This window comes from Corynebacterium lactis RW2-5 (assembly GCF_001274895.1).
GTDB classification, from domain to species: Bacteria; Actinomycetota; Actinomycetes; order Mycobacteriales; family Mycobacteriaceae; genus Corynebacterium; species Corynebacterium lactis.
The window spans coordinates 2015327-2028186 of record NZ_CP006841.1; the positions used below are offsets into that span (position 1 = coordinate 2015327).

10 protein-coding genes and 1 tRNA gene are annotated in these 12860 nt (G+C 62.7%); 4 read left to right on the forward strand and 7 right to left on the reverse strand.

Features of this window, described 5'->3' with window-relative positions:
* Window positions 1-144 precede the first annotated feature (144 nt).
* The 6 genes from CLAC_RS08800 to CLAC_RS08825 form a co-directional block, all read right to left on the reverse strand.
* On the reverse strand, window positions 145-696 hold the full coding sequence (locus CLAC_RS08800) for an FtsB family cell division protein (RefSeq protein ID WP_082313553.1): 552 nt from the start codon (window positions 694-696) through the stop codon (window positions 145-147).
* Window positions 697-804: 108 nt separating this feature from the next.
* Entirely contained in the window at window positions 805-2079 is a 1275-nt protein-coding gene (gene eno / locus CLAC_RS08805) for a phosphopyruvate hydratase (protein WP_053412598.1), read from the reverse strand.
* Between the two features lie 86 nt (window positions 2080-2165).
* A complete protein-coding gene (locus CLAC_RS08810; RefSeq protein WP_053412599.1) occupies window positions 2166-3014 on the reverse strand; it encodes a lytic transglycosylase domain-containing protein in 849 nt (282 codons plus the stop codon).
* Between the two features lie 66 nt (window positions 3015-3080).
* Window positions 3081-4046, reverse strand: a complete 966-nt coding sequence (locus tag CLAC_RS08815; protein ID WP_082313285.1) for a MazG nucleotide pyrophosphohydrolase domain-containing protein — start codon at window positions 4044-4046, stop codon at window positions 3081-3083.
* A 7-nt stretch (window positions 4047-4053) separates the two neighbouring features.
* The gene (gene mfd / locus CLAC_RS08820) at window positions 4054-7665 is read right to left on the reverse strand and encodes a transcription-repair coupling factor (protein WP_053412600.1); all 3612 of its coding nucleotides are present in this window, start codon (window positions 7663-7665) and stop codon (window positions 4054-4056) included.
* A gap of 28 nt (window positions 7666-7693) precedes the next feature.
* Entirely contained in the window at window positions 7694-8386 is a 693-nt protein-coding gene (locus tag CLAC_RS08825) for a TetR/AcrR family transcriptional regulator (protein ID WP_425388795.1), read from the reverse strand.
* Window positions 8387-8464: 78 nt separating this feature from the next.
* On the opposite strand from CLAC_RS08825, the gene CLAC_RS08830 reads away from it, so the two are divergent.
* The 4 genes from CLAC_RS08830 to CLAC_RS08845 all read left to right on the forward strand — a co-directional run bounded on the left by CLAC_RS08830 (window position 8465) and on the right by CLAC_RS08845 (window position 11983).
* Window positions 8465-8538 (forward strand) — tRNA-Gln (locus CLAC_RS08830).
* Window positions 8539-8607: 69 nt separating this feature from the next.
* A complete protein-coding gene (gene glmU / locus CLAC_RS08835; RefSeq protein WP_053412602.1) occupies window positions 8608-10095 on the forward strand; it encodes a bifunctional UDP-N-acetylglucosamine diphosphorylase/glucosamine-1-phosphate N-acetyltransferase GlmU in 1488 nt (495 codons plus the stop codon).
* A 7-nt stretch (window positions 10096-10102) separates the two neighbouring features.
* Window positions 10103-11080 carry a ribose-phosphate diphosphokinase gene (locus CLAC_RS08840; RefSeq protein WP_053412603.1) on the forward strand — a complete coding sequence of 326 codons (978 nt, stop codon included), beginning with the start codon at window positions 10103-10105 and terminating at the stop codon, window positions 11078-11080.
* A 255-nt stretch (window positions 11081-11335) separates the two neighbouring features.
* Window positions 11336-11983, forward strand: coding sequence for a 50S ribosomal protein L25/general stress protein Ctc (locus CLAC_RS08845; RefSeq protein ID WP_053412604.1), 648 nt, complete (start codon window positions 11336-11338; stop codon window positions 11981-11983).
* A 94-nt stretch (window positions 11984-12077) separates the two neighbouring features.
* Here CLAC_RS08845 and CLAC_RS08850 read toward each other — a convergent pair whose 3' ends face one another.
* Window positions 12078-12860 carry an ABC transporter ATP-binding protein gene (locus tag CLAC_RS08850; protein WP_053412605.1) on the reverse strand — a complete coding sequence of 261 codons (783 nt, stop codon included), beginning with the start codon at window positions 12858-12860 and terminating at the stop codon, window positions 12078-12080.

Consider the following 12860-nt stretch of genomic DNA (forward strand, 5'->3'; position numbering starts at 1 on the left):
TCCTCGCCCGGCCGCGAAAAACGTCCAGGTACTTCACCGCGCGAGCTTTTCAACCTATTTCAGCACCGCGCCGACTTCTCGGACGCGGTCAAAGAATTTTTCAAAATCCAAATGGAATTAACGACTAAAGAATACTAGTCAATCCTACTGCTGACCCTCTTGCGGCGCTTCGGGATCGGGGACAGTCGGCAGACTCTCCGGCTTCGTTGCCTGTTCCCTGCCCGGATTGGACACCGTGGTCTCCGGCTGCGGTGGGACCGAGATAGAGTCCCACAGTGCGGCGTACCAGGCCTTATCATTTTTCCGCTGCACCTGCTGATCGCTGTTTTCGTGCTGCTGCCCCAACGTCGGGTCCAAAATCCGGAACGGAGTCTCGCCGGGCTTAATCAGCCCGAGGCGAAGACGCGCCTGCTCCCGGATATATGCGGGATTGGAGTAGAGCTCCTTTTCCTTCTCCAGCTGCGCAATGCGCGCCTCCATGCGTGCGATGTTATCCCTGGTTTCGGCAAGGTCCGCCCTCTGCTGAGCGTAAGTGCGCAGTGGCATGGTCAAGGTCAGGACAAGAAACAGCAGCAGAAAACCAATCAGAATGGTCTGGCCGGTGCTGAGCGAACGCACCCCAGAGACTAACCCAGCCGACGACGGACGCCCCATGCGGAGTCTGCCGTTCGGGCGTTGTGTACCTGATGCGCTCATGGTGCACACATTACCCGACCCGGCCCCATACATAGCGAAACCCGCCCGAGCCCTTTTCGGCTCGAGCGGGGATATGCTATTGCTTCACGACGAATCGTGCGGCGCCTATTACTTCAGGCGCGGGAAGGCGCTACGGCCTGCGTAGACAGCGGCGTCGCCCAGGTACTCCTCGATGCGGAGCAGCTGGTTGTACTTGGCAACACGCTCGGAGCGAGCCGGCGCGCCGGTCTTGATCTGGCCACAGTTGAGGGCGACTGCCAGGTCGGCAATCGTGGTGTCCTCGGTCTCACCGGAGCGGTGCGACATCATGGACTTGTAGCCAGCGTTGTGTGCCATGGCAACGGCCTCGAAAGTCTCAGACAGGGAGCCAATCTGGTTGACCTTCACCAGCAGGGCGTTGGCGGCCTTCTTTTCGATGCCCTCAGCCAGGCGAGCCGGGTTGGTGACGAAGAAGTCATCGCCGACGATCTGGACCTTGTCACCAATCTGAGCGGTGAGCTTGGTATAGCCCTCCCAGTCGTCTTCCTGCAGCGGATCCTCGATGGAGACAATTGCGTAGTTGTCGACGAGATCAGCGTAGACAGCTGCCATCTCCTCAGCGGTGTGCTCGCCGCCCTCGAAGTGGTACTTTCCGTCCTTGTAGAATTCGGAGGATGCGACGTCCAGAGCCAGTGCGACTTCCTCGCCCAGCTTGTAGCCGGCTGCCTCGATTGCCTCGACGATGAGGTCCAGGGCTGCCTTGGTGGAATCGACCGACGGAGCGAAGCCGCCCTCGTCGCCGAGACCGGTCGACAGGCCCTTGTCCTTGATGACCTTCTTCAGGGCGTGGTAAACCTCAGCGCCGATGCGCAGCGCCTCCTTGAAGGTCGGGGCACCAATCGGGGCAATCATGAACTCCTGGACGTCAACGCCGGAATCAGCGTGAGCGCCACCGTTGAGGATGTTCATCATCGGAACCGGCAAGACGTGGCCGTTCGGGCCACCGACGTAGCGGAACAGGTCCAGGCCTGCGGACTCCGCAGCAGCCTTAGCGACGGCCATGGAAACACCCAGGATTGCGTTAGCGCCCAAGCGGGACTTGTTCTCGGTGCCGTCGAGCTCAATCATGGTCTTGTCGACGATACGCTGGTCCTCGGCCTCCAGGCCGATGATTGCGTCCTCAATCTCCTCGAGAACTCCGCGGACGGCCTTCTCAACGCCTTTGCCCAGGTAGCGCTCCCCGCCATCGCGAAGCTCATGAGCCTCGTGAACGCCGGTCGACGCTCCCGACGGAACCGCAGCGCGGCCGACGGAGCCATCCTCCAGCAAAACCTCAACCTCGACGGTCGGGTTACCGCGGGAGTCCAGAATCTCGCGTGCGTTCAACTCGATGATTGCAGCCATAGGTCACCTTTCCGCCGGAACCATTCCGGCACTCGTCTCCAATTGTGGCACGGTTTGGCGACCTTCGCCGTAAACGGCCTTTTCCCCTACGCCGGCTGATTCAGCGCGTAGTTAGCGGCAGCATCGCGAACGTCGCGAAGATACTGCTCAGACTGGTTGTATGAGCGCACTGCAGACGCCCACCCTTCAGGGGTGGACAGGTCGCGGCCGCCGCTGCACATCATGCGGGCGGTCGTCGCGGCCGCATCGTCGATGTTGTTGGGGTCTGCAACCCCATCCCCTGATGCGTCCGTCGCAAAGCGGGCCCACGTCTCTGGAATGAACTGCATCGGGCCGACAGCTCGGTCGTACTCACTATCCCCGTCGAGAGCCCCGCCATCGGTATCGCGCACTTCCGCAAAAGCGCCGGTCCCATTCAGAGAGGGGCCAATAATCGGTGGCCGAACGACGCCGTCCGGGTCAATCCTCGAGGGCTGCAGCCAGTTTCCGGAATAAGTACCATGCCTGGTCTCAATCTGACCGATGCCGGCCAGTGTGTTCCACTCGAGGTGACACTCCGGGTACGATTCCGCGGCGATGACGTAAGCATTGCCATATGCGCGCAACGCATCCTCCGAAACCTCAGTCTGCTGCGCGATGGGCTGCGCCCACTGATGAAGCTGATCGGAGGTCCGGCCCGGCGCGTGCACATCAATCATGGGTGGAGGCGCCGCTGCCGCCGGTGGTACGTGATCCGGAATCGGCTGCTTATTCAGCGAGGGCAGCACAGGCCCTGAAAACATGCTCAAAGCGCCGACAACGCCAATGATCACGATCACCGCAAGGGCGGTCACGCTGAGGCAACCGCAGCCGGTCGACTTGCGCTTTTTCCCACGCCGCAAAGCCCCGCGGGGAGCGGGGCGAGCGTATGGATCAAATGGCGCATTTGCAGGCATGGGGAAATACTCTACGGCCTCAACTTGTAAACCAAGGCGAGCTCGATTTAAGTGTTCGCTTAAAAATTATTCGCTTGCCGACGGCTGCCCCTGTTTCTCCAGGGCGTCGAGCTGAGCCAGGAAGGCGCGGGCCGCGACACGGGTGCGCTCCTCTGCTCCAGATGCGGTTTCCAAGCCCGGCGTGGGGACGAGAATCTCAACCGGAATCTCTGCGTCGCTCATGCCCAGGGCACGGGCACGAGCAATCGCCTTCTCTGCGAGAGCCAGGGCCGGCAGCTGCTCGGACGGCTGCGAGCGCGGGCGACCACGGCCGGAGTTCCACAACTTCTCCTGCTCCGCCTCGGAGACCATTTCGCCGGTCTTAACGGAGCCGTCGAACAGGTACGGCTGACGGGCGCGCATCTTCAGGATGAACCCGGCTGCGACACCGTCGAAGTCGAAGTCCTCCGCAATCTCTGCGTGAAAGAGAACCTGCAGGAGCAGGTCGGACAGCTCGCTGCGGATGTCACCGCCCTCGTTCACCGCATCTACGAACTCGTAGGTCTCCTCAATGAGGTACGGCAAAAGGCTCTCGTGTGTCTGCTTTGCCTCCCATTGGCCAGTGCGACGGGCCGCCGCCATGATATCGACAGCCTCCTCGACGTGCGGCAAGCGAGAGACCGTCTGCGCGACCGACGCCGGATCGGGCTCAGCGACCAGCTCGGGAATTGGCTCCGGGGACTCCTCGGCGGCAGCCGAGGCCGTGGCTGAGACCGCGGCGGCGGGGGCGGAGGCAGGCGGTGTCGGGGCGTCGTCAAGCCCGACCGAGTAGACCGTCTCACCGCGATCAAGGCGATCGAGGACCTCGTCGTTGTCCATGTCGGTGGTGACCAGAACCTCGGCAGAGGAGACCGAGTGCCCACCGGCGTCGGCGATTGCCCAGCGCACTCGGATGGGGACCTCTTCGGTGTAGCTGACTTCACCGGTCAGCAGGCTGGCTGCTTCCAGCGGAATTGCCGTTGGAAACCGGCCATCGAGCTTGATGACAGTCATACGTTCACTAGTCCTTTCCCGTGTGCGAGATATCCATACGCGGAATGCCCGCCATTGACGTCAAGAAATCTGCGACCCACTGCACCAGCGCGACGTCTCGCACTGGCTTAGCCCGAAGCCCCTTGCCCTCCTTCGGCATACCGACGGACACCGTGCGGGTGGCTGCCCTATACGTAGCCTGCGGGTAGAGGCGCTTCAGGCGTACTTGCTTGGAGTCAGCAAGTTCCATAGGGGCTATCTTAATGTGCGCACCCATCGCTTGAACCTCATGCACGCCGAATTCGCGGCAAATAATTCGAAGTCGCGATATTACAGCCAGTCGATCCACCTCAATGGGTGGGGTGCCGTAGCGATCGACGAGCTCTTCGACGACCACGTCGATTTCATCCAGCGCCTGGGCCGATGCGAACTTACGGTAGGCCTCCAGGCGCAGGCGTTCCGACGACACGTACTCGGCGGGAATATTTGCATCCACCGGCAGGTCAATCCGGACTTCCTTCGGTTCCTCCTCGGACGCGTCCGGCGTGGCACCGTCTGCCACGGCCTTGAGCGCGGCGACGGCTTCGCCGACGAGTCGGACGTACATGTCGAAGCCGACGCCCGCGATGTGACCGGACTGCTCGGCGCCGAGAACGTTGCCAGCACCGCGCATCTCCAGGTCCTTCATGGCCACGGCCATGCCCGCGCCGAGGTCGTTATTCTGCGCGATGGTCGCCAGACGGTCGTAGGAGGTTTCCGTCAGGGTCTGGTCGGACGGGTATAGGAAATAGGCGTAGGCCCTCTCGCGGGAGCGCCCGACGCGACCGCGCAGCTGGTGGAGCTGGGACAGGCCCATGTGGTGGGCATTTTCGACGATTAGGGTGTTCGCGTTGGCGATGTCCAGGCCAGTCTCCACGATGGTTGTGCAGACGAGTACGTCGTATTCGCGCTTCCAGAATCCGTCGACCGTGCGCTCCAGCTGCTCCTCCCCCATCTGCCCGTGGGCCACGACGACGCGCGCCTCCGGGACTAGGTTGCGCACATTCTGGGCGGCTTTGTCGATTGTTGCGACCTTATTGTGCAGGTAGAACACCTGGCCGTCGCGCAGCAACTCGCGTCGGATAGTGGCGGCAATCTGCTTGTCTGAGTGCGCGCCGACGTAGGTCAGCACCGGGTGGCGGTCCTGCGGTGGGGTGAGGATTTGGCTCATTTCGCGGATACCGGCGATCGACATCTCCAGTGTTCGCGGAATCGGGGTCGCGGACATGGTCAGCACGTCGACGTGGTGGCGCAGCGCCTTGATGTGCTCCTTGTGCTCGACGCCGAAGCGCTGCTCCTCGTCGACGATGACCAGGCCGAGTTCCTTCCACTGCACGCCGGTTTGCAGCAGACGGTGGGTGCCGATGACAATATCGACTTCGCCGGATTTGAGCCCCTCGAGGGTCTTCTTCGACTCCTTCGGGGAGGTAAAGCGCGACAGCCCGCGAATGGTGACCGGGAAGTCCTCCATGCGCTGGGTGAATGTCGCCAGGTGCTGCTGCGCCAGCAGCGTGGTCGGAACCAGCACGGCGACCTGTCGACCGTCCTGGACGGCCTTGAACGCGGCTCGAAGTGCGACTTCGGTCTTGCCGTAGCCAACGTCGCCAATAAGCACGCGGTCCATCGGCACTGGCTTTTCCATATCCGACTTAATCTCGTCGATTGCTTGGAGCTGGTCTTCGGTCTCGGTGAAGGGGAAGTTGTCCTCCATCTCGGACTGCCAGGGCGAGTCCGGCGCGAACGCGTGGCCTGGTGAGGCCTGACGCTCCGCATAGAGCTTGACCAGCTCTTCGGCGATTTCTCGCACCGCACCGCGCGCCTTGCGCTTGGTGGACTTCCAGTCCGAGCCGCCCATCTTGGACAGGTGCGGTTTTTCGCCGCCGACGTAGCGCGACAGCAGGTCCAGGCTCTCCATGGGCACGAAGAGCTGGTCCGCCGGGCCTCCCCTCTTGGAGGGCGCATACTCCAGCACCACGTACTCGCGGCGCGCCTGGTCCTCGCCCGCGCCTATCGTGCGTTCGGTCAGCTTCACAAACCGCCCGATGCCGTGGGTGTCGTGGACCACAAAATCGCCGGCCTTCAGCGCCAGAGGGTCGACGCGGCCTCGCCTCTTCGCCGGCTTGCGACGTCCGCCGAGCGCTCCCTCGGCCACGCGGTTGCCGGTGAGGTCTTCCTCCGTCACCAGCGTCAGCGCGCCGCCCGGGATGCGCGGAAACACGAGTCCGCCGTGCAGCACTCCCTGGTAGACAGTCACCCTCCCCGGCTCGGGCTGTTCCGGCCCTGTAGCGGTCCGGGTTGCGATTCCGGCCTCGCGGAACTTCTCCGCTTGCCGACGCGCCCCAGCAGGCGTCGCCGCAACGTAGGCCGCGCGCTCACCGCCGACGGTGGCCTCACGCAGGTGCTTCATCATCGCGCCAATTTCCTTCAGGTCACCGCGCGGAGCGGGCCCCGGCTCGAAGGTCAGCGGCAGCACATCGCCCTCGTCAACCCCGGCCTCCAGCATGCCGGGAGGCGAAATACTCCAGGACGGAGACATATTGATGCTGCCCAGGCTGCGGTATGCGCTTGGTTCCAGCCCATCTGTCGCAATCGGGGCTGACCCGCCCATTGCAGCGGTTTCCCAGGCCGCAGCCATGAATTCTTCTCCGGCACTGATGAGGTCGGCGGCCCTGGACCGAATGCGCTCCGGGCTGCACACGAGGGTGTGCGTGCCCTCCGGCATCAGCTCGGTCAGCATCTTCATCGGATGCTTCGAGATCAGGGGAATCAGCGCTTCCATGCCCTCGACCCACTGCCCGTCGGAGATGCGGGTGAGCATCTCCTGGACCTGCCCGGTGCGCGTCGCTGCCAATTCTTCCGCGGCGGCGCGGACATTGTCGTCGATAAGCAGAGCTCGGCAGGGGTAGATCTCGAGGGCCTCAATCTCGACCTCGGCGATGGTGCGCTGGTCTCCAACGGAGAATGCACGCACGTCGGTGACTTCGTCTCCCCAGAGCTCAATGCGCACGGGTAGCTCGCCGTTGGCCGGAAACACGTCAACAATGCCGCCGCGCACGGCGAACTGTCCACGCCTGCCCACCATGTCTACGTGCGAATAGCCGTGATGGACAAGGCGCTCGACGAGATTCTCGCAGTCGTGGTCGGCGCGGATCTCGATGGGAGCCGCGGCGGGGTCTGCGCTGTCGTCGACGATCGGCTGCACCAGCGAGCGCACCGCTGCGATCAGCACCCGAACCGAGCCGTCGCGCACTCCTTGTAGAGCCCTGCGGCGCCGGGACACGGTGTCCACTGCGGGAGAGAGCTTCTCGTGCGGCAAAGTTTCCCAGGAGGGGAACATGGCGACGCGATCGCCAATCATGGAGGAAACCTCGGCCGTGAGGTCCTCCGCCTCACGGCCGGTTGCGGTGACCACCAGAACCGGAACCTTCGACGACAGCGCATGAATCAGGTGCGAGCGCACCGCGTCGACGCCTGACAGGGCGAGTCCGTCCTCCCCTACTCTGCCGAGCACTCCGACGAACTGAGGATCCGTCGCAATCAGCCCCGCAAGTCCCGAAAGCGGATGGACTAACTGGGCGGACTGCGAAGGAGAGGTTGGCATAGCATCAATATAGCTAAGCGAAATTTAGCTACGCGCCTCGAAGCGGGTCCGCCTCGGCGCCTGCTCCGAAAGTGGCACCCTGCTCGGCAGTCTCGGCCTCGGCGACTTCGGCCTTACTGCGCAGACTCGGCGCGGATTCCATGCCGGCCAGGCCGTTCCAGCAGAGGTTGACGATGTGCGCGGCGACGGTCTCCTTATCCGGGCTGCGCTTCTCCAGCCACCAACGGGCCGTCTGCGATACCATCCCGACCAGGCAGTTTCCGTAGAGGACCGCCATGGACGGGTCGAATCCGGCGCGTACGAAGGCGTCGGCAAGAATCGGGGTGACCGACTCCGTGGCATTGTTCAGCAGAGTCTCGTACCCGCCGGCGATGCCGGGATCCCTAGAGATAATGGAAAAGCCCTCGGGATTTTCCTCCACATAGGTAAGCAGCGCGAGCACCGCCTGCTCGATGCGGTAGCGAGAACGCCCCAGCGACAGCGCCTGGCGAATCGTGCTGTCGAGAACTTCCATCTCATGCTGGACGACGGTCTCGTACAGGCGCTCCTTGGTGCCGAAATGCTCGTAGACAACAGGCTTTGAAACTCCGGCTGCGGCGGCGATTTCCTCCATCGATGCAGCGTCGGGCCCCTTCGTTGCGAAAATGCCGCGGCTGACCTCAATCAGCTGCGCTCTGCGCTGTGGCCCGGTCATGCGTCGTCTCGGAGAATTGGCTGCCATGCTTTTTAGATTAGTGGCTAAAGACTTGCTATCGTGTACCCAGGCGGACGGAACGCATATTCCGGCTCATCCCGCCAATCTCCTATGGTGTAATGGCAACACTCCGGTTTTTGGTACCGGCATTCTAGGTTCGAGTCCTGGTGGGAGAGCCAACGGGGGGCCTATCCCCGATTTTCGCCCCGCCGTGACCGTGACGCACCCGATCGAGGAGTAGCAAGTACATGTCAAACGGTTCGGCCACCGCTGTGGTCATTTTGGCCGCAGGCCAGGGCACCCGCATGAAGTCAGATACGCCGAAAATGCTTCACGCAATCGGCGGCCGCACCATGTTGGAGCACGCCCTCTACGCGGCCAAGGGCATCAATCCGGACCAAATCGCAGTAGTCGTGGGGCACCAGCGCGACAAAGTCATCCAGGCTATCGGAGCCTGGCAGAAAGCTACTGACTTCGGCTCGGTCGCTATCGCTCACCAAGAAGAGCAAAAGGGAACCGGACACGCCGTGCAGTGCGCACTCGATGACTCTGCTCTGAAGGACTTCGAGGGGACCGTCCTGGTCACCACCTCCGACGTGCCCCTTCTGGATTCGGTCGCGCTGGCCGCTCTCCTCGAGGAGCACAATCGCAAGCCCCGCGCCGCGGTCACGGTACTGACCTCCACCGCAGACAACCCGCACGGCTACGGCCGCATCGTCCGCAACGCCGACGGCGAGGTCTTGCGCATCGTCGAGGAAAAGGACGCCAGCGCCGCTGAACGCGCGATCACCGAGGTCAACTCCGGCGTGTACGCTTTCGACGCCCAGACTCTGGCCAGCGCGCTGTCGCAGCTGGACACAAATAACGCGCAGGGCGAGCTCTACCTCACCGATGTCATCGGCATCGCCCGCGAGGCCGACCGCTCGGTGCGCGGACACCGGCTTACCGATGCCACGGTCGTCGCCGGTGTCAACGACCGCGTGCAGCTTGCCACACTCGGCCGCGAAATGAACCGTCGCAACTGCGAGGCTGCGATGCGGGGCGGTGCAACAATCGTCGACCCGGCCACCACTTGGATCGACGTCGATGTCCAGATCGGTCGCGACGTCACCATTCTGCCGGGCACCCAGCTCCACGGAAAGACAATTATTGGCGACGGCGCCACTGTCGGACCGGATACGACGCTGACCAATATGACCGTCGGCAAGCGTGCAAACGTCGTGCGCACCCACGGTTCCGATTCGGAGATTGGCGAGGAGGCCAACGTCGGCCCCTTCACCTACATCCGACCGGGCACGAAGCTGGGCGTCGGCGCGAAGCTGGGCGGATTCGTTGAGGCGAAGAACGCGCAGATCGGCAACGGCTCCAAGGTCCCGCACCTGACCTACGTCGGCGACGCGGAGATTGGTGAGCACTCCAATATCGGAGCGTCGAGCGTATTCGTCAACTACGACGGGGTTAACAAGCACCGCACTGTCATCGGCAGCCATGTGCGCACCGGATCCGACACTATGTTCATCGCCCCGGTGACCGTGGGTGATGGGGCGTACTCGGGAGCGGGTACTGTTATTAAGGATGACGTTCCCCCGGGAGCACTGGCAGTCAGTGGTGGCCGCCAGCGCAACATCGACGGTTGGGTCGCGCGCAAGCGCCCCGGCACTGCAGCTGCCGAGGCCGCCCAAGCTGCAGAGGCTGCGGGAAACGCCAGCAAAATCAAGGAAGACCAGGAAGGCTAGACGGCAGATGACCGGCCAGTGGATCGATAACCAAAAGAACCTCATGCTCTTCTCCGGAAGGGCTCACCCGGAGCTGGGTGAGGCGGTCGCCAAGGAGTTGGGCATTGAGCTCACCCCGATGACCGCGCGCGACTTCGCAAACGGCGAGATCTTCGTTCGCTACGAGGAGTCCGTCCGCGGCTCCGACGCCTTCGTCCTGCAGGCGCACCCGGCACCGCTGAACAAGTGGCTTGTCGAGCAGCTCATCATGATCGACGCCCTCAAGCGTGGCTCCGCGAAGCGAATCACCGCTATCCTGCCGTTCTTCCCGTACGCACGCCAGGATAAGAAGCACCGCGGCCGCGAGCCGATTTCCGCTCGCCTCGTCGCTGACCTGCTCAAGACCGCGGGCGCTGACCGCATCGTCTCCGTCGACTTGCACACGGATCAGATTCAGGGATTCTTCGACGGACCGGTCGACCACATGCACGCAATGCCGATTCTGGCCGACTACATCAAGGAAAACTACTCCCTGGACAACCTGTGCGTGGTCTCCCCTGATGCCGGCCGCGTGAAGGTCTCCGAGAAGTGGGCCAACACCCTGGGCGATGCTCCGATGGCCTTCATCCACAAGACCCGCTCGGTCGATGTCGCCAACCAGGTCGTCGCCAACCGCGTCGTCGGCGAGGTTTCCGGCAAGACCTGCCTGCTGATCGACGACATGATTGACACCGGCGGAACCATCGCCGGCGCTGTGAACGTCCTGCGCCAGGCCGGAGCTACTGACGTCATCATCGCGACTACCCACGGCGTCTTCTCCGATCCGGCACGCGAGCGTCTGTCCAAGTGCGGCGCACGCGAGGTCATCACCACCGACACCCTGCCACAGTCCACCGAGGGCTGGGACAACCTCACCGTTCTCCCGATTGCCCCGCTGCTGGCCAAGACCATCCACGAGATCTTCGAAAACGGCTCCGTGACCACCCTCTTCGAGGGCCAGGCCTAAGCCGCTTTCGGCGCTTGACGACGTCTCCCCGCCCCTCTTGAAGCTCCCCGCGGGCTCGAGGGGGCGGGGTTTGTCTTTTCTCGCTGCTCTGAACTACAATTCCCCGAGTAAGTCTCGGCGAGGGTGGCCCTTAAATTTTCAGCGGCTGCCGTTATCGACGCGACGCTCGCGATTATTCACAGCACCTGTAGGTCTGAACGCGGCACGTGCTCGACTCGACGACTCATCACAAGAATCGTTTAGGAGTCCATTTCCATGGCAAAGCCCAGTATCACCAAGATTGAAGCTCGCAACCGCACCGAGTTCGGCAAGGGTGCCGCTCGTCGTGCTCGCGTTGCAGGCGACATCCCGGTTGTCATCTACGGTGCAGACCTCGAGTCCCCGAAGCACATCCTGGTTGATTCCCTGGAGTTCCACGCCGTCGTCCGTAACCACGGCATCAACGCTGTTCTGGATGTCGACATCGAGGGCGAGTCCCAGCTGTCCATGATCAAGGCTGTTGACCAGAACCCGCTGACCTTCAACATCGACCACGCTGACCTGCTCGCCATCCACCGCGGCGAGAAGGTCGAGGTCGAGGTTCCGGTTGTCGCCACCGGCGAGGTCGCACCGGGCGCCCTGCTCATGCAGGATGCGGAGACCATCCTGGTCGTCGCACCGGTTCTGTCCATTCCGGAAGAGATCGAGGTCTCTGTCGAGGGCGCCGAGGTCGGCACCCAGGTCCACGCTGGTGCAGTCGAGCTTCCGGAGGGCCTCGAGCTCGCCGACGACGCCGAGCTGCTCATCTTCAACATCGTTGAGCCGGAGGAGGATCCGGCCGGTGACGTTGACGCCGACATCGAGGGCATGGGCGAGGCTGAGACCCCGGATGCTCCGGCTGAGGAAGATGAGTCTGCTGAGTAATTTACTGCTCGCAGCTCTAGCTCATGGCTAAAAAGAAGGGGACGGATTTTTCCGTCCCCTTCTTTTTTATGCCCGTGCTGCTCAGCCGTGCCTCTTATTCAACACCATAAGCAATGGGCAGGTTTCGACCCGTCTTAGGATCTTCCACCATGAGAGTCGAGATTCCGAATGCGCGTCGAATCAGCTCCGAATCCAAAGTCTCCTGCGTCGGCCCCTGTTCGACGATGCGCCCATCGCGCAGCACAACCACATGGTCGGAATACTTCGCCGCGTGAGCCATGTCATGCACGACCATCACGATCGTCCGCCCCTTGCGGTTTAGCTCCTGCACCAAGTCCAGAATCGCCAGCTGATGAGCGGGGTCGAGGAAGGTCGTCGGCTCGTCGAGAAGCATAATGTCGGTGTCTTGAGCCAAGGTCATGGCAATCCACATCCGCTGCCGCTGCCCGCCGGACAGCGCCATAGCATCCACGTCGAGGAATTCCTCGACGCCGGTCTGCCGGGCCGCCTGCGCGATTGCCGCGTGGTCTTTTTCGCTTAACGACGCAAACGCGCCCGCGTATGGGTAACGGCCAAAAGCGATGAGCTCGCGGACCGTCATCCCCTCCGGAACCACAGGCTGCTGTGGCAGAAAGGACAGGCGCCGAGCGAATTGTCGGGCCCCAAAGTCGGAGATTCGGCGCCCGTCCAGATCTATCCCGCCGCTAACGGGGGTCAACTGCCTGCCAAGAACCTTCAGCAGTGTCGACTTTCCACTGCCGTTAGGGCCGATGAGAGCGGTAATCTTCCCGTCTGGGATTTCCAGCGTGACGTCTTTGACGATCAGCTCTGCGCCGTAGCCCGCCGACACTTCAGTGCAGGTAAGGGAGTTAGTCAT

What these genes read in the sequence shown, in the direction of transcription:
- glmU (WP_053412602.1), top strand. Translation starts at nt 8,608, where the DNA reads ATGTCAAACGGTTCGGCCACCGCTGTGGTCATTTTGGCCGCAGGCCAG.
- CLAC_RS08850 (WP_053412605.1), bottom strand. Translation starts at nt 12,860, where the DNA reads ATGACTAACTCCCTTACCTGCACTGAAGTGTCGGCGGGCTACGGCGCA.
- CLAC_RS08800 (WP_082313553.1), bottom strand. Translation starts at nt 696, where the DNA reads ATGAGCGCATCAGGTACACAACGCCCGAACGGCAGACTCCGCATGGGG.
- eno (WP_053412598.1), bottom strand. Translation starts at nt 2,079, where the DNA reads ATGGCTGCAATCATCGAGTTGAACGCACGCGAGATTCTGGACTCCCGC.
- CLAC_RS08840 (WP_053412603.1), top strand. Translation starts at nt 10,103, where the DNA reads ATGACCGGCCAGTGGATCGATAACCAAAAGAACCTCATGCTCTTCTCC.
- CLAC_RS08815 (WP_082313285.1), bottom strand. Translation starts at nt 4,046, where the DNA reads ATGACTGTCATCAAGCTCGATGGCCGGTTTCCAACGGCAATTCCGCTG.
- CLAC_RS08845 (WP_053412604.1), top strand. Translation starts at nt 11,336, where the DNA reads ATGGCAAAGCCCAGTATCACCAAGATTGAAGCTCGCAACCGCACCGAG.
- mfd (WP_053412600.1), bottom strand. Translation starts at nt 7,665, where the DNA reads ATGCCAACCTCTCCTTCGCAGTCCGCCCAGTTAGTCCATCCGCTTTCG.
- CLAC_RS08825 (WP_425388795.1), bottom strand. Translation starts at nt 8,386, where the DNA reads ATGGCAGCCAATTCTCCGAGACGACGCATGACCGGGCCACAGCGCAGA.
- CLAC_RS08810 (WP_053412599.1), bottom strand. Translation starts at nt 3,014, where the DNA reads ATGCCTGCAAATGCGCCATTTGATCCATACGCTCGCCCCGCTCCCCGC.